This window comes from Microbacterium sp. LWH12-1.2 (genome assembly GCF_040675825.1).
Lineage (GTDB): Bacteria > Actinomycetota > Actinomycetes > Actinomycetales > Microbacteriaceae > Microbacterium.
On the sequence record NZ_JBEGIJ010000001.1, the window covers coordinates 567,173 to 588,793 of the forward strand.

The window sequence follows — 21,621 nt, forward strand, 5'->3', positions numbered from 1 at the left end:
TGCGGTCATTCGGGTCTCCTCGCCGAGTGGGCGCTCTGCTCGACGGATGCCTCGAGCTCGCTGAGCCGGCGGGCGAGGTCGATCAGGCCGTGGTCGTCGGTGGGCAGTGGGCCGCCCAGCAGTTCCTGCAGGGATCCACGTGGAATGCGAAGCCGATCGGCTGCGGCGTCGGCGACCTCATCGACACCGGCGTGCGCGGCGAGTCCCAGGCGACGAGCGAGGCGACGCAGCGACCCCTCACGCAGCGCTTCAGCGGCGTGCGTCGCATCCGCGGCCTTGGCGGTGAGCCGCGCCCTGCCGTGCATGGTCTCCGAGGCGCGCACGGTCACCGGGAGGGTCTCCGCGACCAGCGGCCCGAAGCGCTGACCGCGCCAGATCGCCGCGGCGACTCCGGCGATCATCAACAGCAGGATCGCCGGCGTCACCCAACCGGGAGTGAGCGAGCCCAGCGTCTCGGGCTCATCGCCCTCCAGATCGGAGTCCTCGAAGGTCGGGACGTACCAGACCACTCGTTCGGTCTGTCCGAGCAGGGCGAGGGCGAGGGCGGCGTTGCCGTCTTCGGCGAGGTAGGCGTTGCTGAACAGCTTCGTCCCCTCCACCACGGCGCGCCATCCGTCAGCGCCGTCGTCGACGAGGACGGCGGCACCCTCGTCGTCGCCGAAGCAGCCCTGCACGCCGTCGGCGGGCTGGAACAGCCGGTCGGGGCGGATGGTCCCGACATCGGCGAACTCCGCCTCGGAGCACCCGGCTTCGACGGGTCCGCTGCTTCCCGATGCCGTCTCGCCGATCTCGAGCAATCGGAGCAGGTGAGTGCCCGTCGAGAGGAAGACGACGCGATCGGCCGGCTCGATGAGGTCGAGGGTCGCCTCATCGGAGAGGGTGTACGGGTTGGACATCACGAGGGTGGTGTCGTCGTCGATGGCTGCTCGCGCCTCGGCTCGAGAGCGGAACACCGATACCTCGACCCCCTGATCCCGCAGGATCTCGGCAAGCGCGAGAGTGCCGCTGTCGTTGCGTCCTTCGGGGTCGAGTCCGCCGTGGGCGTTCGGCGCGGTCGCCGCGACCCGCAGCCCGACCAGAGCGACGATCAGCACGAGCACGGCGATGAGCGCCCATCCCGCGAACCGGCGCAGCCGCCCGCGGGTGCGCACCGCGGTGGACGGCGCGACCGCGGTGTCATCGACGAGACTCACGCGGGCACCGCTTCCGGCCGCAGCGCGCTCAGCCGGTCATCGGTGGCCGCAAGCTCGCGGTAGCGCTCGGCATCGGACGGATGCTGCAGATAGCGGACATCGTCGAAGGCGGTTGCGGCGCTCCGCACCGGACCGTCCTCGGCAGGGAACACGGCCGCTGCCTCCCGTGCGATCGCCTGAGCGGTGGCGCCAGGCGCCGGATCGATGAGGTCTCGTTCGAGCAGCCCTCTGGCGAGGGCGCGGAAGCGGAGGATGGTCGCCGTATCCCAGTCGCCGGCGCGGGCGCTGCGCTCGGTCTCTGCCCGCAACTGGGCGGCGCTGCGGTCATCGCGCTCACCGAGCAGGTCGCCGCGAGCACGCCGCACGGCTCTCGCATCGCGGGGGCGACCCCAGATGATGAGTGCGGCGATGAGGGCGGCGACGATGACGACGGTGACGATGATCAGCGCGGCCGGACCCACATCGGCACTGGTCTCGGAGGTGAACAGGTCGGCGAGGAAGCGGCCGATGTCGCGCGCGACGAGGTCGAACCAGTTCGGCCTCGCGTCGGCGTAGCGAGGATTGGCCAGTTCCTCCTCGGCCCAGCGCTGCGCCTCGTCGCCGTCCGGGACGAAGAGCTCGTCGAACCGCAGGATCATGCCGAATCGGAACCCGGGGCGGCCCAGGGGCTGTCGGTCGGCGGGCTGGCGACGGCAGGGGGAAGCGGAGCAGGAGGGGGCGGCGCGAATCCCTGTTGCGGAACGGTGGGGGCGGCCTGCTGCGGCGGCACGGCGGCGTAGGGCGAGGCAGGTGCGGAACCCGGGTATGCCTGAGCCGGGTATGCCTGAGCCGGGTACGCCTGCGCCGGGTACGGCGGAGCGGGATACGCCTGCGCGGAGTACGCCTGATACGGCTGGGGAGCGTTCGCGTACTGCTGTGGCGGGTATCCGTAGCCGGCCGGTGCCATCGCATACTCGGGGGTCTGCTTCGGCGGTGGTGCGCTGCTCACCGCGCGCGTCGGATCGACCGCGTAGGGATCGCCCAACTGGTCTTCGGTCCACCCCAGGTCACGGCGTTCCACATGGGCGATGAGTGCCTGGTCGAGCCCTTCGTACCGCATCCGGCAATCCAGGTAGACGAGCGCGGATCCTGTGCTCTGCACGACCAGCGTGATCGCCTGCAGCACGAGCAGGAGGATCTGCGGTGCGAGCATGGCGAAGACGAATCCGAAGATCGCGCCGGCATCCGGCGAGCCCGTGGGGGCGATGACCGAGCCGAACAGGGTGCTGATGAGCGAGACCGGAATGCTCACGACCTGCATCGCCAGGCCCATGATGACGCTGATCAGGAAGCTCACGCCCCACGCGACCCAGAAGCGCCCTCTGGTCAGCCGCCATGAGCGCACCAGCGCTTCCCGGAACCGCGCGCGCTCCAGCACGAGGATCGACGGGACCAGGAGCAGTTTCGTCGTCAGCCACACCATCAGCGGGATGCTGGCAGCGAGGATCAGCAGCACGATGATCACCGTCACGCCGATGAGTTCCGCACTCGAACCGAGCCCGCCTGCCACGAACGCGGCGATGATGCCGACCACGATCGCGATCAGACCGAAGATGAAGAGCACCGAGAGGGAGGCGAAACCGGCCAGCCGCCAGAAGGCGGGAGCCATCTTCCGCCACAGCGTGCCCAGGGACGCCTTCACGCCGACGGCGGCATAGCCGACCTCTGCGGCGACGACGCCCTGCATCAGCGCCGTGAACGCCACCGATGCCACGCCCACGCCGAGGCCGGCGAGGATGTTCGCGAGGATGGTGCCGGCGAACACGGCCTCGAAGTCAGGCGACGACGGGGACACCGTCTCCAGTCGCGAGAACGTCGTGAAGAGCACGACGCCCATGACGGCTGCCATCACCAGCGTGGCGATGAGCTGGATCACCACGGCGAAGCCGAAGAGCACTTTGGGGTTGTGACGCAGGGCGGCGAAGGCCTTGCCCAGCAGCATTCCGAAGGTCAAAGGATGCAGGGGGATGATGCCCTTCTTCGGGGCAGGGGTCCACGTCTGGCCGCTCACAGCACTCCCTCCGTCGTGCGCTCCCATCGTGTCACATCCGCAACGGCGACGCGGCCGCAGAACACTGGGCGCCGGGTCGCAGAGCAGAACGGAGCGAGTGTCATAAGGTAACGGTATGACCTCACGCATTCTTGTGGTCGACGACGACACCGCGCTCGCCGAGATGATCGGCATCGTGCTGCGCACCGAAGGCTTCGAGCCGGTGTTCTGCGCCGACGGTGCGCGAGCCGTCGAGGAATGGCGCACTCAGCGCCCCGACCTGGTTCTCCTCGACCTCATGCTGCCCGGTATGGACGGGATCGAGATCTGCACCCGGATCCGGGCCGAGTCCGGCATCCCGATCATCATGCTCACCGCACGCACCGATACGGCAGATGTCGTCCGTGGCCTCGAGGTCGGGGCGGATGACTACATGGTGAAGCCCTTCAACCCGAAGGAGCTCGTCGCCCGCATCCGCACGCGTCTGCGGCCGGTGACGCAGACCGCCGGCGAGCAGCTGCGCGTGGGTGACCTCACCGTCGATGTCGACGCGCACGAAGTGCGTCGCGGTACCGCACCGATCGCGCTCACTCCGCTCGAGTTTCAGCTGCTGGTGGCGCTCGCGTCGAAGCCGCAGCAGGTCTTCTCCCGGGAGATGCTGCTCGAACAGGTGTGGGGATACCACTACAAGGCCGACACCAGGCTCGTGAACGTGCACGTGCAGCGCCTCCGGGCGAAGGTCGAGCTCGACCCGGACAACCCGAAGATCGTCATGACGGTGCGCGGCGTCGGCTACCGCGCCGGCAGCGTCGCCACCTCCGGCTAGGCGCAGGTGATGGCCGGGACGGGCACCACCACCACAGCGGTCGCGGTCCTCCGCGACTGGCGCGGTTGGCCCGACGCGCTCGCCGCTCTCTGGCGGCGTTCGCTGCGCTTCCGCACGCTCTCGGTCACGCTGCTGCTCACTTCGCTCGCGATCTTCATCACGTGCGTGACAATGGCGCTCGTCATCCAGAACGACCTCTTCGTATCCCGCAAGAATCAGGCGCTCGAGGACGCCCAGCGCGCGGTGGATCAGGCGCAGAGCACGCTGGATGTCGCCGAGGTCGGCGACGATCCTGCCGCGCTCAGGGACCTGTGGGACCGGATCCAGGCGGACCTGGGGCGGAACTCGTCGTCCAACATGCTCCTGGCCAACAGGATCGATTCCGAGTCGTCCGGCGTCCGGCTCAACGGATTCACCGCCGGACTCAGCACCAACGATCTGAGCCCGGCGCTGAGCAGGCTCGTCGCCGAGTTCGACGACCGGCAGTGGTGGCAGTCCGTCGCGCTCCCGACCGAGGGGGGCGGTGAGGTCCCAGGGATCATCGTCGGTCAGCAGCTGGTCGTCCCGGAAGTGGGCCCGTTCGAGCTCTACATTGCATACGACTTCGCCGACGCCGATCAGACTCTGAGTTTCGTGCAGCGCACGCTCTGGATCGCCGGCATCGGACTGGTGGCCATCGTCGCCGCGATCTCATGGATCGTGCTGCGTACGGTGTCGACGCCGATCGTGGAGGCGGCGGAGACCAGTGCCCGACTCGCGTCCGGTGATCTCGGCGTGCGTCTGCAGGTGCGCGGCGAGGATGAACTGGCGACACTCGGCCGTTCGTTCAACGCGATGGCCGACAGCATCGAGGCGCAGATCAAGGAGCTCGGCGAGCTCTCTCTCGTGCAGCAGCGCTTCGTCTCGGACGTCTCGCACGAGCTGCGCACCCCGCTCACGACGATCCGGCTCGCTGCCGACATCCTGAACGACCAGCGAGACGACTTCGATGCGACGACCGCCAGGACCACTGAGCTCCTGCACACCCAGGTGCAGCGCTTCGAGACCCTGCTGTCTGACCTGCTGGAGATCAGTCGTTACGACGCCGGCTCCGTGCAGCTCGAGCTCGAAGCGACCAGCATCGCCCATCTCGCCGAAGACATCATCGAGCAGATGAAGCCCCTCGCCGACGGTCATGGCAGCGAACTGCGTCTGGTGGCCCCCGGCGGCTATTCTCCGGTCGACATGGATCCGCGGCGCGTGCGCCGCGTGCTGCGCAACCTCATCGGCAACGCGATCGAGCACGGGGAGGGGAAGCCCATCGTGATCACCGTCGACAGCAATCAGCAAGCCGTGGCCGCCGGAGTGCGCGATTTCGGGTTGGGGATGACCGCGTCGGACGCCGAGCGGGTGTTCGACCGCTTCTGGCGGGCCGATCCCTCGCGCCAGCGCACGATCGGCGGCACCGGACTCGGTCTGTCGATCGCCCTGGGCGATGCCACTCTGCACGGCGGCACGCTCGCGGTCTGGTCCGAGCTGGCCGTCGGGACCAACTTCGTGCTCACGCTGCCGCGTCGCGCAGGTGTGCTGGAGGGGGAATCGCCGGTGCCGTTGGAGCCGCAGGAGACGCTCATGGAGATCGGCAGCGCGACGCAGCCCATCGAGGTCACGGACCTGCATCGAGACCTGTTCGGCGAGAACGGGGGTCGCGATGACTGACGCACGGAAGAGCCGTGTGCTGCGTGGCATCGCCGTGGTCGCTGCCGCGGTGCTGCTCACGGCGTGCACGGGGCTCCCGACCAGCAGCGATGTGGAAGTCGGGCTGCCCTTGGGACAGGTGCCGGACGAATCGGAGTTCCTTCCGCTCGCGTCCGGTCCGGTGGACGGAGCAGGCCCCGCCGAGATCGTCGAGGGCTTCATGGAAGCAGCGATCACGCCGGACGAGGGATGGCAGACAGCCCGGAAGTTCCTCACCCCGGAGTTCGCCGCGACCTGGAGGCCCGCGGAGGCCGTGGCCATCGACGCCGATGCCTCGACGCGCAGGATCACCTCGTCCGTCCAGGACGGTGAGGAGGCGGAGGAGGCCACCGAAGCCGACGTGCAGGTGCAGACGGAACTGGTGGCGAGCGTCGATGAGACAGGGGAGTACTCCGACGCGCCGGGACCCGGCAACATGTCGTTCCAGGTGGTGCGCGCGGACGACGGCGAGTGGCGCATCGCGAAAGCGCCCGACGGAATCGTGATCGACGAGAGACGTTTCTCGGTGGTCTTCATCGGATACGCGCTGAGCTACTTCGATCAGACCTGGAAACGCCTCGTGCCCGACGTGCGATGGTTTCCTCGTCGTCCCGCGCCGGCCACCACGATCGCTCAGGCGCTGATCGGCGGCACACCCAGCGCCTGGCTGGAGCCAGCGGTGCAGAGCGCCTTCCCGCCGGATGTGCGCCTCGCTCTCGGCGCCGTCCCCATCGGGACCGATCAGATCGCCGATGTCGCTCTCAACAGTGCCGCGCAGAACCTCGACCAGACGACGCTCGCGCGGATGCGCACGCAACTGGAGCGCAGCCTCGCCGACGCCGGTGTGCGCGTGAACCAGGTGCAGTTCAGCGTCGACGGGCGCGTGCTCGGTGCGGGTGTCGTCGAAGTGGAGCAGCCGACGGCGCCGTCGGGTTCTCTGGTACTGGCCGAGGGCGCGTTCGGAACCATCGTCGGAGACGAGATCACGCCGATCCCTGGCGTGAGCAGCGAAATCCTGAGCATCGCGCAGCCGATCGCCGCGATCGATGTCGCGGCAGACGACTCGCACGCCGCTGTGCAACTCGATGACGGGAGCGTCTTCCGGGTCGGCGACGGACAGATCGACCAGCTGCCCGGGGGACCGGGACTCGTGACGCCGTCCATCGACCCGTACGGCTACACGTGGACGGTGCCCTCGGGCGATCCTCGCGGGCTCATCGCATGGGGTGCGGGCGTCACGGAGCATCGGATCGCGAAGGCGTTCCCCGACGTGTCCGGCATCACGCATCTGCGCGTCGCCGCCGACGGCGCCAGGGTCGCCGCGGTGGTGAACGTCGGCGGTCAGCGACGAGTCGTGGTCGCGGCGGTGATCCGAGACGGCGCCGGCGTGCCCGTCGCACTCGGTGACGAGGTCGAAGTGCTCGGAACGCTGCCCGGTGCGGCGATCGGTCTGGTGTGGCTCGGTTCGGACCGGCTCGGCATTCTGACGGGACCCGATGATCCGATGATGGTGTGGCAGCGCGTCGCCGGACCGTCGACGAGCGAGGCGGCCCCGTCCGACGCCGTCTCGATCGCCGGGTCGAGGACCACGGCCGGTGTTCGTGTTCTCGGCGCGAGCGGCGCACTGTTCGCGCGCAGCGGCTCCGCGTGGCGTGAGGCGACGTCGGGTGTCTCGTTGCTCGCGACCCGCGCAGGTCAGTGACGCGCCGCCGCTTCTGCACACTTCCGGATCGTCGCGAGTTCTCCACGAAGAGGGGGAGTCGGCAGACGGGTGCAGGGTCGGCCGGTGCAAGATCAGGGGATGCCGTCCTCCGTGCCTTCTCCGTTGGTTCCGCTGAGGGCCATCGGCGCCGAACTGGCCGCTCTGCTGCTCGCCGCGTGCTGCGCCGGCTGCGACGCCCCTGGTGAGCTGCTCTGCGATTCCTGCCGCGCGCAGCTGTCGCCGGACCCGCGCGAGTTCACGACTCCCGAGGGGCGATGGGTCCGGGCGGCGCTCGGCTACGACGGGGTCGCCGCGCGCTGCATCCGACGCCTCAAGGGAGATGGCGAGACACTGCTGGCCCGCCCCCTGGGCGATGCGCTGGCCGGGGTGCTGACGGAAGCGCTTGCCGATGGCGCGGTCGCGGTGCCGATCCCGACGGGTCGCGCGGCCTTCCGTCGTCGCGGCTACCGGGTACCGGATCTCCTGATACGTCGTGCCGGTGCCGAACCGCATCGCCTGCTGTTCGCCGCACGTGCGACCGTCGACCAGCGTGGGCTGGGCGTGCAGGAACGCGCCGAGAACGTGCGCGGCAGCATGCGCGTTCGAACGCGGGGAGACGGCACCGACGTCGTCCTGGTGGACGACGTCGTCACGACCGGCGCGACCTTCGATGAAGCATCGCGCGTGCTCGGATCCGCCGGCTTCCGCGTCGTGGCGGCGGTCGCGCTCGCCGCCACGCCGCTTCACCGGAGAATCATCGAGAACGCACCGGGGACACGGAGAAAATGAACCGTGACTTCCTGCGATGAGCGGACTACGGTTAGGGACCACAAGGCGACCACGGTCCGCCCTTGGCCGGGAGGACCGGGACAAGGAGACAGCAATGGAAACAAGCATCGTTGGCGTCGGAGTGGGTATCACCGACCGCTTCCGAACCGTTGTCGAAGAGAAGATCGCCCGGGTCCAGCCGCTCGCGTCCCGAGCGCTGCGCCTGGATGTGAAGGTCACGCATCGCGTCTACCGGAATGGCCATGTGCCCGATGAGACCGTCGAGCTCACGCTCGTCGGCAAGGGACCTGTGGTGCGGGCAGAGGCCACGGATGGTGACAAGTTCGTCGCGCTGGACTTCGCGATCGACAAGTTGTCGACGCAGCTGCGCCGCGCGAAGGAGAAGAGGGTCGACGGACGTCAGCATCCTCGTGGAGCACACTTCGAGAAGGGCAGCGGAGCCCTTGAGGGAATCGACGTGCAGCCCGCATCCGTCGATCTCCTGCGTGCCGTCGCGACCGGCAGCGTGCCGGTGCAGAACGACGAGGAGGAGGCGTACTCACCCGTCGTCATCCGCACCAAGAGCTTCGACGCCGAATGGATGAGCGTCGAAGAAGCCGTCGATCGGATGGAACTCGTCGGACACGACTTCTTCCTGTTCGTCGACGCCGCAACCGACCACCCGAGTGTGGTCTACCGCCGCAAGGGCTGGGACTACGGCGTCATCGCGCTGAGCACGCAGGCTCCGCCTGCGGAGGCTCTGGCGTCCTGAGGCTGAGACGAGAGCGGCCCGGTCCCTTCGGGGGCCGGGCCGCTCTTTGTCTGTGCCAGACGCTTCGACTGGCTCAGCGAACCTGATTCGCGCCTCAGTCGAAGATGCCGTCGAGGAGACTGCCGATGACGAGGCCGCCCAGGAGGCCGGAGGCGATGTCGCCGCCGCCACCGCCGCGGCGACCGCCGCCACCCCAGCCGTCGCCGCCGCCCCAGCCCTGATCCTGCGGGCGGGACGAGTCGATGTCGCGTTGGGCGAGCTGAAGGGCCTCGGATGCCAGATGCGCGACTCGCCGCGCGACGGCGAGAGCCTCTTCGCGGGTGTCCTCGGCAGGAAGCAGTGCAGGAAGGTCGACGCGCAGACGCTCGGCCTCGGCAAGGCGGGTGCGTGCATCCGCGCCGATCCAGCCGCGGTGACCGGCGATCAGGCCGCGAGCGACGCCGAGCTGACGATCGGCGTCGTCGATCGCGTGCTGAACGTGCTGCACGGTCGGCAGGGGATTCTGTTCACGGTGACGGGCTTTGGCGATCGCTTCGTCGAGCGCCCCGTTCGCCTCGCGCAGCTGGGAGAGCTCGGCGAAGGGATCGTTCGGCGTGCCGGAGGGTGAGAGCGCCGCCAGGGCCTGCTCGAGGTTGCTGACAGCCGTGCGCACCGCCGGCACCTGCGGCGCGGTGCGCGCCGCGATGATGTCGCCGCGGGAGTCTGCGACGACCTCCGCGAGTGTGGATTCGGCGCGCAGCGCCTCGATCTCGAAGTCCTCCACCGCGTCGAGGAGGGCGGATGCGCGTCGGGTGGCCTCCGTCGCCGTCTCGAGGGCGAGATTCGCCTCCTCGTTCTGCTTCGCCGCGCGCCGACGCTCTGACACGTTCGCTCCGTGGGTCGCGAACGAGATGAGCTGCTCCGCTTCCTTCGCGCTCGCCGTGATCTGCGCCATCGCCGAGTCGGCATAACGAGAGGCCAGTCGCTCCACGGTCGCGTTGGTCTGCGGAATGCGCTCGCTCAGAGTCTCGGCATCCGCGCGCACCTGGGCGATGACCTCGGGTGCGCGCCGCACGCGAGAGATCGACTCGGCGAGAACGCCCGTCTTCTCATCCAGCAGATCCTGAGCCCAATCGCACAGCTGGACGATGCGCGCGTTGCGGGTGCGCAGCTCTTCTGCGGTGTCAGGGATCTCGTCGTGGTTGAGCTGGTGCAGTTGGAAGGCCTCGCGGAGGTGGGTGCGCACCGCGGTCAGCGCCTTCTTCAGGTCGGCGGTGAGCGATCCGCCCAGCTCGGCGTCGGCGAACGCCAACTCGTCGGAGGTCGTACGGATCCGCTCGTCCGCTGCGACCAGGGCCTGCTCGGCGCGACGCGCCAGATCGGCGTCCTGTGCCGCGAGTGCTTCGTCTTCGCGCTTGCGTTTGCCCCAGAATCCAGCCATGGTTCCGATCTTACGGGAGGTGCGGCTCGGGGGAGCGTGCTTTCCGTTCAGCGTTCAGCGGACGGCCGCGGCGGGGGCGTTCGGCGGTCAAACCCAGCCCGATGGCGTGCTGCGGATGCTGCGCCAGGCGTTCCTCGACGTGATCGAGCCAGCGCAACTCGCCTTCGGCGGCGAAGATCCTCGAGGCGATCACGAGTGACCAGGCGAGTTCCTCGGCGTCGGATCCGGAGCCCGCGTATGTCGCGGCATTCAGCCTTTCCCGTTGTTGGAGCGATTCGGATCGTTGGCTCTGGATGACGCCGGCGACATCGACGCCCGGAAGAGTCGCCGCCATCGCGAGCTTGATCGCGACCTCGTCGCGGGTCGCCTGGCCGCGCTGGACGGGGGAGGACAGCCAATGCGCGACCTCGACGGAACCCGCGTCGGTGATCGCCCAATACACGTGTCCCTGCTCGTCGGCGTCTCCGCGGGAGACCAGGCCGTCACGCTCCAGGCGCTCCAGTGTGTTGTAGATCTGCCCGACGTTGAGCGGCCAGGTGGAACCGGTGCGCCGATCGAACTCATGGCGCAGCTGATAGCCGTAGCAGGGGCCCTGGTCGAGGATCGCGAGCAGGCTCTGGCGCACCGACATGGAGACTCCTGTTCACGGGGAATTGGAAAGCAATACCGAGTATATGCATGCGGAGAAACCCTCCCTTCGGGATGCACGCAGGCGACGCGCAGGTCACAGCCCGGTAACATGGCAGCCGTATGTCTGTGCGTGCCCGAAGGCGGGCGGCCGGCAGAAGACCCACCAACAGGGAGAAGACATCTGTGGCGAATCCTCTTGAGAAGCTGCTGCGCGCGGGCGAAGGGCGGGTCATCCGCCGCCTGAACCAGGTCGTGAAGGCAGTGAACGCGCTGGAAGAGGACTTCACGAAGCTCACCGACGAAGAGCTCCGCGGAGAGACGGCGGAGCTGCGTATGCGCTTCGAAAAGGGCGAGACGCTCGATCAGCTGATGCCGGAGGCGTTCGCCGCCGTCCGCGAAGCGGGCAAGCGCACTCTCGGCATGCGCGCCTACGACGTGCAGCTCATGGGCGGCGCGGCCCTCCACCTGGGCAACATCGCCGAGATGAAGACCGGTGAGGGCAAGACGCTCGTCGCCACGTTCCCGGCGTATCTCAACGCCATCGCCGGCCAGGGCGTGCACGTCATCACGGTCAACGACTACCTCGCCAGCTACCAGGCCGAACTCATGGGGCGCATCTACCGCGCACTGGGCATGAAGACGGGCATCATCGTCTCCGGTCAGACCCCGGCCGTGCGTCGCGAGCAGTACTCCGCCGACATCACTTATGGCACGAACAACGAGTTCGGCTTCGACTACCTGCGCGACAACATGGCGTGGCGCAAGGAGGATCTCGTTCAGCGGGACCACTTCTTCGCCATCGTCGACGAGGTCGACTCGATCCTCATCGATGAGGCTCGCACGCCGCTGATCATCTCCGGTCCGTCCTCAGGTGAGGCGAACCGCTGGTTTGCGGAGTTCGCGAAGATCGCGCGCACCCTCGTCGTAGGCGAGGACTACGAAGTCGACGAGAAGAAGCGCACCGTCGGCGTACTCGAGCCCGGTATCGAGAAGGTCGAGGACTACCTCGGCATCGACAACCTCTACGAGTCCGCGAACACGCCGCTGATCTCCTTCCTGAACAACTCGATCAAGGCTCTCGCCCTGTTCAAGAAGGACACGGACTACGTCGTCATGAACGACGAAGTCATGATCGTGGACGAGCACACCGGGCGCATCCTGGTCGGCCGTCGGTACAACGAGGGCATCCACCAGGCGATCGAGGCCAAGGAGGGCGTGCCGGTCAAGGCCGAGAACCAGACCCTCGCCACGGTCACGCTGCAGAACTACTTCCGCCTCTACGACAAGCTCGCAGGCATGACCGGAACGGCCGAGACCGAGGCCGCCGAGTTCATGTCGACCTACTCGCTCGGCGTCATCCCGATCCCGACGAACAAGCCGATGATCCGCAAGGACCAGTCCGACCTCGTCTACAAGAACGAGACGGCGAAGTTCGGTCAGGTCGTCGAGGACATCGCCGAGCGGCACGCTGCCGGCCAGCCGGTTCTCGTCGGAACCGTCAGCGTCGAGAAGAGCGAGTATCTCTCGCGGCTGCTCGCCAAGAAGGGCGTCAAGCACGAGGTGCTCAACGCGAAGAACCACGCTCGCGAGGCCGAGATCGTGGCCCGCGCCGGGCGCCTCGGCGCCGTCACCGTCGCCACGAACATGGCCGGTCGAGGCACCGACATCATGCTCGGCGGAAACGCCGAGTTCCTCGCCGTTCAGGAACTCAAGGCCAAGGGGCTCGACCCGGTGGAGACGCCGGAGGAGTATGAGGTCGCCTGGGACGAGACCTACGAGGCGATGAAGGCGACGGTCGCCGAAGAGGCGGAGAAGGTCGTCGCATCCGGCGGGCTGTACGTGCTCGGCACCGAGCGTCACGAGTCGCGGCGCATCGACAACCAGCTGCGAGGACGATCAGGACGTCAGGGCGACCCCGGCGAGAGCCGCTTCTACCTCAGCCTCACCGATGATCTGATGCGGCTCTTCCAGTCGGGAGCGGCCGAGGCGATCCTCTCCCGTACGAACTTCCCGGATGACGTGCCGATCGAGTCCGGTCTGGTCTCGCGTGCGATCCGCAGCGCGCAGTCGCAGGTCGAGGCCCGCAACGCCGAGATGCGCAAGAACGTCCTCAAGTACGACGACGTCCTCAACCGTCAGCGCGAGGCGATCTACGCGGACCGCCGCCACATCCTGCAGGGTGACGACATCGCGGACCGTGTGCAGCACTTCATCGAGGATGCCGTCACCGGAGTCGTGCGTGATCACACCGGCGAGGGGCACAACGAGAGCTGGGACTTCGACGCGCTCTGGACCGAGCTGAAGACCCTCTACCCGGTCGGCGTCACGATCGACGAGGTCGTCGCAGAGGCCAGTGGACGCAAGGGCGGCATCACCTCGGACGGCCTCACCCGCGAGCTGCTCTCCGACGCGAAGATCGCCTACGAGAACCGCGAGGGAACTCTCGGTGCGGCCGCGACGCGCGAGCTCGAGCGTCGCGTCGTGCTGCAGGTTCTGGACCGCCGCTGGCGGGACCACCTCTACGAGATGGACTACCTCAAGGACGGCATCGGTCTGCGCGCCATGGCGCAGCGCGACCCGCTGATCGAGTACCAGCGCGAGGGCTACTCGATGTTCCAGTCGATGATGGGGCAGATCAAGGAGGAGTCGGTCGGCTATCTCTACAACCTCGAGGTCGAGGTGCGCCGGGCCGGCGACAGCGACACGGCAGAGGTCGAGGCCAAGGGCCTTTCCGACGGCGGCGGCGAGCAGCGTCTCGAGTACTCGGCGGCGAATGACGCCGGCGAGGTCGAGGTGCGAAACGACCGCGGTCAGGTGCAGCAGGCTGCGACAGACCGGGTTCGCCAGGCGGCGGCCCGGGCGGCCGCGACCGAACCGGCGGAACCCGAGCAGGGCGCTCGCGGTGCCTTCGGCCAGCGCACGGAAGCGGAGCAGCCGGCGGCCGGCAACCGCGAGCAGCGCCGAGCGCAGGGCAAGAAGAAGAAGTAGCGTGCCGTCGAAGAGGGGCTGATCCATCCGGATCAGCCCCTCTTCGCGTCCCTGTAGGCTTGGTCGATGACCCCATCGCGCAACTTCGACCAGTCGTCGAAGCTCAAGAATGTCCTGTACGAGATCCGTGGGAACACGCTCGTCGAGGCGGCGCGGCTCGAGGCCGAGGGTCACCAGATCCTCAAGCTGAACACGGGCAATCCGGCGATCTTCGGGTTCGATGCTCCGCACCAGATCGTGCACGACATGCTGGCAGCGCTGCCGACGGCGCACGGCTACAGCGACAGCAAGGGCATCATCTCGGCGCGCCGCGCCGTGGTCAGCCGCTACGAGGAGATCCCGGACTTCCCTCGCTTCGACCCGGACGATGTCTATCTCGGGAACGGCGTCTCGGAACTCATCACGATGACCATGCAGGCGCTGCTGGACGAGGGCGACGAGGTGCTCATCCCGGCCCCGGACTACCCGCTGTGGACGGCAATGACCAGCCTCGCCGGCGGTACCCCTGTGCACTATCTGTGCGACGAGGAGAATGACTGGCAGCCCGATCTCGAGGACATCCGCTCCAAGATCACGCCACGCACCAAAGCGCTCGTCATCATCAATCCGAACAACCCCACCGGTGTCGTGTACTCCCGAGCTGTTCTCGAGGGCCTGGTGCAGATCGCCAGAGAGCACCAGCTGCTGCTGCTCTCCGATGAGATCTACGACCGCATCGTCTTCGACGACGCGGTGCACATCCCGACGGCGACACTCGCTCCCGACCTGCTCTGCCTGACCTTCAACGGGTTGTCCAAAACCTATCGGGTCGCCGGGTATCGTTCGGGCTGGCTGGTCATCACGGGACCTCAGGCGCACGCGAAGGGGTTCATCGAGGGGATCACGCTGCTCGCGTCGACGCGCCTCTGCCCGAATGTGCCGTCGCAGCACGCCCTGCAAGCGGCACTCTCCGGTGTCCAGTCCATCGATGCGCTGATCGCGCCGACCGGCCGCCTGCACGAGCAGCGCGATATCGCGTGGGAGGGGCTCGAATCGATTCCCGGCGTCTCCTGCGTGAAGCCGGAGGGTGCTCTCTACGCCTTCCCTCGGCTCGATCCCAACGTGCATGAGATCAGGGACGACGCGAAGCTCGTCTACGACCTGCTCGTCTCCGAGCGCATCCTGCTCGTGCAGGGGACCGGCTTCAACTGGCCGACTCCCGATCATCTTCGGATCGTGACGCTGCCGGAGGCGCGGGTGCTCAGCGAGGCGATCGAGCGACTCGGAAACTTCCTCGCCAGCTACCGCCAGTAGCGGTCACCGATTCCGGTGCCGGCGTGCCCGGCGACGGTGAGAGCGTTGCCGCGAGCCGGCGCACGGCCGCGACCAGCGCGGATCGTGGCGTGACATCGCTCATCGGTCTGGCGTGCAGCAGCGCGGCGTCGACGGCACGCCGGTCGTAGGGCAGGAAAGTCACCTCGGTGATTCCGGCGAACCTTTCGAGGGTTCGTCGGACCTGACCGCGGGCATCGATGCCGAGAGGCCCGGGACGCACCTGATTGGCGACGACCGTGATCGGAACCGGACCGATGAGATCGCGGAGTTCGGCGTGATCGCGGAGGAAGCGACTGATGCCGAGCGGATCGGCCGTCGTGACCGCGACGACGGTGTCGGCTTCGCGGAGGGTCGTGGTCGTCGCGGCATGTCGTCGCGGCCCGGTGAGATCGAACGTCGCCTCGTCGTCGGCGTCGAGAGTGCCTGCGATGTCGACGACGGTCTCCTGCGCCCACTCGCGGCACGCCTGGAGGGTGCCGCGCAGGCGGGCAGCGGACAGCTCCGGCCATCGGCTCGGGCGATTGATCCCGCCGAGCACCTCGATGGGGCCGGCACTCGTCTCCAGCGTGGTCGCCAGCCTGGTCAGCTCGCTCGAGTCGAGTCCGCCGAGTTCGGCGCGGCGGCACGCGGCCGCGACGCCGGGTGCGTCGTCGCTGAGTCCGAGGAGGAGCGCCAGGGACGGCGCGACCGTGTCGGCGTCGATGAGGGCGGTGCGGCGACCGGTGCGGGCGAGTTCGACGCCGAGCTGGATGGCGAGGGTGGATCGGCCAGGCGCGCCGTGCGGTCCCCAGACCGCGAGGATTCGGTGGGAGGACGCGGAGGAGACCGGCCGTACCGCGACGGGGGTCTCCACGGCGAGGGCGGCCGCCACCTCCCAACCCGGGGCATCCGCAGGCAGCGCCGCGGTCAATCCGTAACGTCCGAGCAGCCGGCTGTCGCCGTCACCGAGCGGGACGATCCGGACGCCGGAGCGGTCGCACGCGGCGATGAGATCGGGGGTGAGGACGGCACGGGTGGCCGGCGCGAGCAGCGTATCGGCGTCGGCGAGGCGGAACGCGATCGCGGTGTCAGGGGGAAGGATCGCGATGACATGCACCCCCTCGAGCTCGAGCTCCTGCGCGAGTGCGCTTGCCCGCGGCTCGGGGATGGCGATGACGACGCCACTCATGATCCGACGCCGACCGGAACCAGTGACAGCACGGAGCCGCCGGTGATCGCCGCGAGGACGTCGGCCACATCGGAGCGATCGATGACCACCTCGACTCCGGCGTTCGACCCCGCCAGCATGCCATCGGTCTTCACGATCGCAGCCACCACCGCATCCGTGAGGAGGATTCTCGGCGCATCGTAGGAGCGGTCGTCATCGAGGGGAGGAGCATGCCACAGCTCGACGACCGTCCCGGGGGCGACGTCTTCGGGGATTCCGGTGCTGCTCTCCACGACGATCGTGGTGGTGCGACTGCTCTCGGCATCCGCAGCCGCCGCTGACGGGACGAGCTCGCCCTCGGTGAGGGTACGCGCGGCCACTTGGCCCGGCTCCAGATCCTGTGGGGCGAGATAGGCGCCGTCGATGGCACCGAGGTTCACCTCGACGACCTGGAAGTCTCCCGAGATGAGCGCCTCGCCAGCCACGATCGTGCGGCTCGCCTGCAGTACCGGAGTGGTGTGTCCTGCAGAGGAGACGATCAACCACACGCCGACGATGGAGAGTGCCACCAGCACGATGCCGATGAGGAAGCGGACGTCGCCCAGGAAGGCGCGTCGCGGTCGAGTCTGCGTCGTCATGGAGCCATGGTCACAGAAATCGGCTGACTGCCGTTCGAGTTATCCACAGGCGGCTCTCGGGTGGGACGTACGCGTGCGGCGCAGGGGAGAATGGAGACATGCCTGATATGCCCGCATCCGCTCCGCGCTTCCTCGCGCCTGCCCAGGTGGCGGAGTTGCTGAGCATCGAGGTGGACGAGGTGATCGCGCTCGTTCTCGATGGGCGGCTGCGCGGTTCGCAGCTCGGGTCGCCTGCGCGCTGGCGGGTCGAGGAGTCGAGTCTCTCGGAGTACCTCGCGGCGCAGTCGGAGGAGGCCAGACGAATGGCGCTGTGGCGTCAGGCGAATGAGGCGAGCTTCCCCGAGGTGTGGGGAACGTCGACGCGTGGTCCTGCTCAGGGCAGCTGAGCCTCACCACTGGCTCGCAGCCAGAGCAGCGCGCTGAACGGGACGATCCGGAACCCGCGTACGGCGTCGGCGCGCCGGACGTCTCCGGCATCGTGCACGGCCAGGTCGAGATGGTCGGCGCCGGCACGGTCGATGGTCCCGTGCACCTCGTCACCGTCGCGGAGTGCGATGCGCACCGGTACCCGTCGGCGCGCGAAGTCGCGGAGCAGGAATCCGAAAGTCATCCGCTCCCGCAGGGCGGGTTCGGCGGCGACCTGCGGGTCGAGACTGGTCAGCAGCATTCCGTGATCCATGCTCATCCCGCTGATCGCGTGCAACGGGACGATGGATATCGACAGGGGCGCAGCCGTTTCTCCGCCGGACGACGGTTCGGTAGCGAGCCAGTCGGCGCCGAGAGCACGCAGACGGACCGGCAGGCGCTGTCCACCCGCGAGGTCGAGGGTCATCCGCGCTTCCACGGCGCACAGCATCCGGATTCTGCTGCGCAGTTCGAGCCGTGAGATCCGCAGCCGTTCGGATTCCGCATCGAGCGCGGCACGCTCGGCTTCCCACTCCGAGGCGAGTTGACCTTCGAGGTCTTCGAACAGGCGATCCCAGTGCACTCGACCGAGCGTAGGCGACTGCCCGGATCGGTGTACGAGTTATCCACAATTGTCGTTCGCGGAGCGTCAGGGCGATCCTCGCCGTGCTGTACTTTCACGCAGTTTCCCAGAACGAGAGTGCCTCTGATGACCTTGCATGAGTACTTCGCACCCCAGCCCACCTCGGCATCCGAGCTACCGGATCCTGCGCCGCTCCTCCGGAGCCTCACCCAGGGCGTGCTTGAGGTTCTCGCAGGCGTCCGCGAGGTCGACCAGCTCGCGAGATGGTTCAGCGAGGAGGCGTTCCGGAGCCTGGTGACCAGGTCGAATCTGTCAGCCAGGGCACGCAGTGCCCGCGGTGTCGCGCCCGCACGGCCTTCATTCGAGATCCTGTCCATCCGGTGCGCGGCACCGCGAGACGATGTGGTCGAATCCGTGGTGATCGTCGCAGGCCCCGGTCGTACTCGCGCGGTCGCGATTCGGCTGGAGGGCATGGATCGACGCTGGCGGGCGACGTCGCTGGCGATTCTCTGAGCTGACTGAATCTATGCTGGGGAGGTGTCAACCCTCAGCGATCTCGCCCAGGCCCAGGGCCTCCTGACCGACAGCGACGTGGAGTGGCTTCACCGCCTCGCCGGTGACGGCCAACTGCTCGCGGATCTCGCGTCCGCTGACATCGTCGTCTGGATCCAGACAGATGACGGTTCCTTCGTCGCCGTCGCGCACGCGCGGCCCAGCGGTGCAGCGACCCTGTTCTACCGGGACATCGTCGGAGAGCGCGTCCGCCCCCAGTGGCGGACCCAGGTGCAGGGCGCGTTCGATTCGGCGGAGATCGTCGACTCCTCGTCGCCGGACTGGTTCGAGGAGACGCCGACGAGGGTCAGGGCAGTGCCGATCGTCCGTCAGCGGCGCAAGGAGGATGGTGCGGCCACGGTCATCGGAGTGGTGACGCGGCACACGAACCTCGGTGAGGCGCGCACGCCCTCCCGGCAGCAGATCACGTTCGAGGAATGTGCGAACGACCTCTTCCGCATGATCGCCGACGGCAGCTTCCCCGACCTCGCTGCCCCCACATCCCCGCGTCGCGGCGCGCCACGGGCATCCGACGGGCTGATCAGGATCGATGTCGACGGCATCACCACGTTCGCCAGTCCCAACGCGCTCTCCGCCTTCAACCGGATGGGCTTCGACGACGAGCTCGAAGGGGAGTCCCTCGCCGAAGTGACCACTCGGCTGGTGCCGCCGTCGCGGCAGGTGGACGAGTCGCTCCCGGTCGTCGTCACCGGCCGTGCTCCGTGGCGCACGGACATCGAGGCGCGCGGCGTCACCGTTTCGCTCCGAGCCATCCCGCTGAAGGACCATGGCAACCGGATCGGCGCGATCCTGCTGTGTCGCGACGTCTCAGAACTGCGCCACCAGGAGCAGGAGCTCATCACCAAGGACGCCACGATCCGCGAGATCCACCATCGGGTGAAGAACAATCTGCAGACCGTCGCGTCGCTGCTGCGAATCCAGGCCCGGCGCACGCACTCGGAGGAAGCGCGCGACGCGCTCACCCAGGCGATGCGGCGCGTGGACGCCATCGCGGTCGTACACGACACCCTGGCGCAGGGGCTCACTCAGAAGGTCGATTTCGACGAGGTCTTCCAGCGCGCGCTGAAGCTCGTCGCCGAGGTCGCCTCGGCTCCGAACACCCGCGCCATGGTGCGGTCGACGGGTCGCTTCGGCGTGCTGCCGAGCGAATACGCGACGCCGCTTGCGCTCGCCCTGACCGAGGTGGTGACCAACGCGGTCGAGCACGGCCTCGCGGGTCAGGAGGGTCTGGTCACCGTCGATGCGGTGCGCACCGAGGAGAACCTCCGTGTGACCGTGAGCGACACCGGGCGGGGCCTGCCTGAGGGGCGCATCGGCCAGGGGCTCGGCACGCAGATCATCCGCACGCTCATCCAGGGTGAGCTCAGCGGAACGATCGAGTGGCACGGCCGTGAGGGCGAAGGCACCGACGTGATCATCGACATCCCGCTGCGCTGGCTGACGAAGTGAGTCGAGACGGGGCTCGTTCGCGAAGCGAACCTGCCCCGTCTGCGACTCAGGTTGAGCGAGGCACGAGTCGAAACCTCGTGCGGGGAGCGATCAGGAGGCGCGGCGTGCGCGTGCTGCGCGACGCTTGAGGGCGCGGCGCTCGTCTTCGGAGAGGCCGCCCCAGACACCGGAGTCCTGGCTGGACTCGAGCGCGTACTGCAGGCAGATCTCGGTCACCGTGCAGGTGGCGCAGACCGTCTTCGCCTTCTCGATCTGGTCGACCGCTGGGCCGGTGTTCCCGACGGGGAAGAACAGCTCGGGGTCGACAGTCAGGCAAGCGGCCTTGTCGCGCCAATCCATGGGGGCTCCTCGGTGTGGATTTCTAGAGCGATCGCAGACGCGATGGCTCGGATTCGGGTATCGGTTTCGGGTTCCGCTACCCTGACGTGATGCAGGCGGATGCCTGCGTTTGTGTTGCGGGCCGAAGCGCCCGCCCCACGCCGCTGTGGGAGCACATGACTTTGTCTATTCTGTAACATAAAGTTAACAAGAGCAAGGGTTTTCTGCGCTCTCATCGGATTCATCAGGAGATGTCGTGCGCGCACCCGGACTGGCTCTTGCCGCAGCCGCCGTGCTGGCTGCGGAGGGGGCAGCGCTCGTCGTCTTCGCGGCCATCGAGATCGCCGGACTCGGCGCAGGAGCTGCGGCGTCGTTGCCCACGGCCGTCGCGCTCATCGTGCTCACCCTGATCGGCGCCGTCGCACTCGTCGCCTTCGCCATCGGCACCCGCACCGGCCGCTCATGGGCGCGCTCCGGAGGTGTCGTGTTCCAGGTGCTGGCCGTCGCGCTCGCGCTGGCCTCGCTCACACTGCAGCCGATCCCGTGGATTTTCACTGCAGCCGTCGGTTTCCCCGGCCTCATCGGGTTCGTGCTGCTCATTGCCAGCGCCCGCCGTGAGGCGGAGCAGCTCTCGCCGGAGTGAGAGCTCAGGCGTCGGAGTGAGAGCTCAGGCGTCGATGCCGAGCAGTTTCCGGATGCGCGCGACGTGTCCGGTCGCCTTGACGTTGTAGAGCGCGAGCGAGATCGTTCCGTCCTCGTCGAGGACGAACGTGGAACGGATGACGCCCTCGATCACCTTGCCGTAGTTCATCTTCTCGCCCCACACGCCGTACGCGTCGTGGACGGCATGGTCGGGGTCGCTGAGCAGCGTGAAGGTCAGACCGTCGCGTGCGCGGAACTCCGCGAGCTTCGACGGTTCGTCCCGGGAGATCCCGATCACCCGATATCCCGCGCCCTGCAGTGACGAGATGCTGTCGCGGAAGTCGCACGCCTGAGTCGTGCAACCGGGCGTCATCGCCGCCGGGTAGAAGTAGAGGATCGTCTTCGTGCCCCGCAGATCGGCGAGGCGTACGGGCGCACCGTCCTGATCGAGGAGGGTGAAGTCAGGGGCGGAGGTACCGGGTTCCAGGCGCAGAGTCACCTGTCCAGC

The 21,621-nt window shown here is 68.0% G+C and carries 21 protein-coding genes; 11 read left to right on the forward strand and 10 right to left on the reverse strand.

Annotated elements, in window-relative coordinates; genetic code table 11:
• Positions 1 to 5 precede the first annotated feature (5 nt).
• The 3 genes from MRBLWH12_RS02580 to MRBLWH12_RS02590 are packed head-to-tail and all read right to left on the reverse strand — an operon-like array spanning position 6 to position 3,243.
• A complete protein-coding gene (locus MRBLWH12_RS02580) occupies positions 6 to 1,193 on the reverse strand; it encodes a DUF4350 domain-containing protein (protein WP_363545786.1) in 1,188 nt (395 codons plus the stop codon).
• Positions 1,190 to 1,831 (reverse strand): DUF4129 domain-containing protein, encoded by a 642-nt coding sequence (locus tag MRBLWH12_RS02585; RefSeq protein ID WP_363545789.1) that lies wholly within the window; start codon positions 1,829 to 1,831, stop codon positions 1,190 to 1,192. The genes MRBLWH12_RS02580 and MRBLWH12_RS02585 overlap by 4 nt, the downstream gene beginning before the upstream one ends.
• Positions 1,828 to 3,243, reverse strand: coding sequence for a hypothetical protein (locus MRBLWH12_RS02590; protein WP_363545791.1), 1,416 nt, complete (start codon positions 3,241 to 3,243; stop codon positions 1,828 to 1,830). The genes MRBLWH12_RS02585 and MRBLWH12_RS02590 overlap by 4 nt, the downstream gene beginning before the upstream one ends.
• 115 nt (positions 3,244 to 3,358) lie before the next feature.
• On the opposite strand from MRBLWH12_RS02590, the gene mtrA reads away from it, so the two are divergent.
• From mtrA to hpf, 5 genes are all read left to right on the forward strand, one after another.
• Positions 3,359 to 4,048: an MtrAB system response regulator MtrA gene (mtrA, locus tag MRBLWH12_RS02595; protein ID WP_341975283.1), complete on the forward strand. Its 690-nt coding sequence runs from the start codon at positions 3,359 to 3,361 to the stop codon at positions 4,046 to 4,048.
• Between the two features lie 9 nt (positions 4,049 to 4,057).
• Complete coding sequence (gene mtrB / locus MRBLWH12_RS02600) at positions 4,058 to 5,746, forward strand: MtrAB system histidine kinase MtrB (protein ID WP_363545795.1); 1,689 nt, start codon at positions 4,058 to 4,060, stop codon at positions 5,744 to 5,746.
• Complete coding sequence (locus MRBLWH12_RS02605; RefSeq protein WP_363545797.1) at positions 5,739 to 7,466, forward strand: LpqB family beta-propeller domain-containing protein; 1,728 nt, start codon at positions 5,739 to 5,741, stop codon at positions 7,464 to 7,466. The genes mtrB and MRBLWH12_RS02605 overlap by 8 nt, the downstream gene beginning before the upstream one ends.
• Positions 7,467 to 7,565: 99 nt before the next feature.
• Entirely contained in the window at positions 7,566 to 8,255 is a 690-nt protein-coding gene (locus MRBLWH12_RS02610) for a ComF family protein (protein ID WP_363545800.1), read from the forward strand.
• 94 nt (positions 8,256 to 8,349) lie between these two features.
• Entirely contained in the window at positions 8,350 to 9,006 is a 657-nt protein-coding gene (gene hpf, locus MRBLWH12_RS02615; protein WP_341975279.1) for a ribosome hibernation-promoting factor, HPF/YfiA family, read from the forward strand.
• A gap of 94 nt (positions 9,007 to 9,100) precedes the next feature.
• Here hpf and MRBLWH12_RS02620 read toward each other — a convergent pair whose 3' ends face one another.
• Together MRBLWH12_RS02620 and MRBLWH12_RS02625 are read right to left on the reverse strand one after the other, a co-directional pair.
• The gene (locus MRBLWH12_RS02620) at positions 9,101 to 10,426 is read right to left on the reverse strand and encodes a hypothetical protein (protein ID WP_341975278.1); all 1,326 of its coding nucleotides are present in this window, start codon (positions 10,424 to 10,426) and stop codon (positions 9,101 to 9,103) included.
• Positions 10,427 to 10,436: 10 nt separating this feature from the next.
• Positions 10,437 to 11,057 carry a PadR family transcriptional regulator gene (locus tag MRBLWH12_RS02625; protein WP_363545804.1) on the reverse strand — a complete coding sequence of 207 codons (621 nt, stop codon included), beginning with the start codon at positions 11,055 to 11,057 and terminating at the stop codon, positions 10,437 to 10,439.
• A 182-nt stretch (positions 11,058 to 11,239) separates the two neighbouring features.
• Between MRBLWH12_RS02625 and secA the strand changes: the two genes are divergently transcribed.
• Complete coding sequence (gene secA / locus MRBLWH12_RS02630) at positions 11,240 to 14,044, forward strand: preprotein translocase subunit SecA (protein WP_363545807.1); 2,805 nt, start codon at positions 11,240 to 11,242, stop codon at positions 14,042 to 14,044.
• 66 nt (positions 14,045 to 14,110) lie between these two features.
• Positions 14,111 to 15,337 carry a pyridoxal phosphate-dependent aminotransferase gene (locus MRBLWH12_RS02635; protein WP_363545809.1) on the forward strand — a complete coding sequence of 409 codons (1,227 nt, stop codon included), beginning with the start codon at positions 14,111 to 14,113 and terminating at the stop codon, positions 15,335 to 15,337.
• On the opposite strand, the gene MRBLWH12_RS02640 is transcribed toward MRBLWH12_RS02635, so the two are convergent.
• Both MRBLWH12_RS02640 and MRBLWH12_RS02645 read right to left on the reverse strand, forming a co-directional pair.
• On the reverse strand, positions 15,285 to 16,526 hold the full coding sequence (locus MRBLWH12_RS02640) for an AAA family ATPase (RefSeq protein ID WP_363545811.1): 1,242 nt from the start codon (positions 16,524 to 16,526) through the stop codon (positions 15,285 to 15,287). The two genes, MRBLWH12_RS02635 and MRBLWH12_RS02640, sit on opposite strands and share 53 nt — an antisense overlap.
• Positions 16,523 to 17,143, reverse strand: a complete 621-nt coding sequence (locus tag MRBLWH12_RS02645) for an SAF domain-containing protein (protein WP_341975273.1) — start codon at positions 17,141 to 17,143, stop codon at positions 16,523 to 16,525. Before MRBLWH12_RS02645 ends, MRBLWH12_RS02640 begins: the two co-directional genes overlap by 4 nt.
• A 98-nt stretch (positions 17,144 to 17,241) precedes the next feature.
• Here MRBLWH12_RS02645 and MRBLWH12_RS02650 point away from each other — a divergent pair, with 98 nt between their 5' ends.
• The gene (locus MRBLWH12_RS02650; RefSeq protein WP_341975272.1) at positions 17,242 to 17,529 is read left to right on the forward strand and encodes a helix-turn-helix domain-containing protein; all 288 of its coding nucleotides are present in this window, start codon (positions 17,242 to 17,244) and stop codon (positions 17,527 to 17,529) included.
• On the opposite strand, the gene MRBLWH12_RS02655 is transcribed toward MRBLWH12_RS02650, so the two are convergent.
• The gene (locus MRBLWH12_RS02655; protein WP_363545814.1) at positions 17,517 to 18,131 is read right to left on the reverse strand and encodes a hypothetical protein; all 615 of its coding nucleotides are present in this window, start codon (positions 18,129 to 18,131) and stop codon (positions 17,517 to 17,519) included. The genes MRBLWH12_RS02650 and MRBLWH12_RS02655 overlap by 13 nt on opposite strands.
• Before the next feature lie 126 nt (positions 18,132 to 18,257).
• Here MRBLWH12_RS02655 and MRBLWH12_RS02660 point away from each other — a divergent pair, with 126 nt between their 5' ends.
• Together MRBLWH12_RS02660 and MRBLWH12_RS02665 are read left to right on the forward strand one after the other, a co-directional pair.
• Positions 18,258 to 18,644 carry an Rv3235 family protein gene (locus MRBLWH12_RS02660; RefSeq protein ID WP_341975269.1) on the forward strand — a complete coding sequence of 129 codons (387 nt, stop codon included), beginning with the start codon at positions 18,258 to 18,260 and terminating at the stop codon, positions 18,642 to 18,644.
• A 24-nt stretch (positions 18,645 to 18,668) separates the two neighbouring features.
• On the forward strand, positions 18,669 to 20,153 hold the full coding sequence (locus MRBLWH12_RS02665; protein WP_341975268.1) for a sensor histidine kinase: 1,485 nt from the start codon (positions 18,669 to 18,671) through the stop codon (positions 20,151 to 20,153).
• Positions 20,154 to 20,243: 90 nt separating this feature from the next.
• Here MRBLWH12_RS02665 and MRBLWH12_RS02670 read toward each other — a convergent pair whose 3' ends face one another.
• On the reverse strand, positions 20,244 to 20,492 hold the full coding sequence (locus MRBLWH12_RS02670; protein WP_028503730.1) for a WhiB family transcriptional regulator: 249 nt from the start codon (positions 20,490 to 20,492) through the stop codon (positions 20,244 to 20,246).
• 235 nt (positions 20,493 to 20,727) lie between these two features.
• Here MRBLWH12_RS02670 and MRBLWH12_RS02675 point away from each other — a divergent pair, with 235 nt between their 5' ends.
• Positions 20,728 to 21,114: a hypothetical protein gene (locus tag MRBLWH12_RS02675; protein WP_363545818.1), complete on the forward strand. Its 387-nt coding sequence runs from the start codon at positions 20,728 to 20,730 to the stop codon at positions 21,112 to 21,114.
• A gap of 24 nt (positions 21,115 to 21,138) precedes the next feature.
• Here the strand turns inward: MRBLWH12_RS02675 and bcp are convergent, their stop codons facing one another.
• Positions 21,139 to 21,612: a thioredoxin-dependent thiol peroxidase gene (gene bcp, locus MRBLWH12_RS02680; RefSeq protein ID WP_363545821.1), complete on the reverse strand. Its 474-nt coding sequence runs from the start codon at positions 21,610 to 21,612 to the stop codon at positions 21,139 to 21,141.
• Between the last annotated feature and the right edge of the window lie 9 nt (positions 21,613 to 21,621).

What these genes read in the sequence shown, in the direction of transcription:
- MRBLWH12_RS02660 (WP_341975269.1), top strand. Translation starts at nt 18,258, where the DNA reads ATGACCTTGCATGAGTACTTCGCACCCCAGCCCACCTCGGCATCCGAG.
- MRBLWH12_RS02635 (WP_363545809.1), top strand. Translation starts at nt 14,111, where the DNA reads ATGACCCCATCGCGCAACTTCGACCAGTCGTCGAAGCTCAAGAATGTC.
- mtrB (WP_363545795.1), top strand. Translation starts at nt 4,058, where the DNA reads ATGGCCGGGACGGGCACCACCACCACAGCGGTCGCGGTCCTCCGCGAC.
- MRBLWH12_RS02585 (WP_363545789.1), bottom strand. Translation starts at nt 1,831, where the DNA reads ATGATCCTGCGGTTCGACGAGCTCTTCGTCCCGGACGGCGACGAGGCG.
- MRBLWH12_RS02650 (WP_341975272.1), top strand. Translation starts at nt 17,242, where the DNA reads ATGCCTGATATGCCCGCATCCGCTCCGCGCTTCCTCGCGCCTGCCCAG.
- mtrA (WP_341975283.1), top strand. Translation starts at nt 3,359, where the DNA reads ATGACCTCACGCATTCTTGTGGTCGACGACGACACCGCGCTCGCCGAG.
- MRBLWH12_RS02620 (WP_341975278.1), bottom strand. Translation starts at nt 10,426, where the DNA reads ATGGCTGGATTCTGGGGCAAACGCAAGCGCGAAGACGAAGCACTCGCG.
- hpf (WP_341975279.1), top strand. Translation starts at nt 8,350, where the DNA reads ATGGAAACAAGCATCGTTGGCGTCGGAGTGGGTATCACCGACCGCTTC.
- MRBLWH12_RS02610 (WP_363545800.1), top strand. Translation starts at nt 7,566, where the DNA reads ATGCCGTCCTCCGTGCCTTCTCCGTTGGTTCCGCTGAGGGCCATCGGC.
- MRBLWH12_RS02645 (WP_341975273.1), bottom strand. Translation starts at nt 17,143, where the DNA reads ATGACGACGCAGACTCGACCGCGACGCGCCTTCCTGGGCGACGTCCGC.
- MRBLWH12_RS02640 (WP_363545811.1), bottom strand. Translation starts at nt 16,526, where the DNA reads ATGAGTGGCGTCGTCATCGCCATCCCCGAGCCGCGGGCAAGCGCACTC.
- MRBLWH12_RS02670 (WP_028503730.1), bottom strand. Translation starts at nt 20,492, where the DNA reads ATGGATTGGCGCGACAAGGCCGCTTGCCTGACTGTCGACCCCGAGCTG.
- MRBLWH12_RS02605 (WP_363545797.1), top strand. Translation starts at nt 5,739, where the DNA reads ATGACTGACGCACGGAAGAGCCGTGTGCTGCGTGGCATCGCCGTGGTC.
- MRBLWH12_RS02625 (WP_363545804.1), bottom strand. Translation starts at nt 11,057, where the DNA reads ATGTCGGTGCGCCAGAGCCTGCTCGCGATCCTCGACCAGGGCCCCTGC.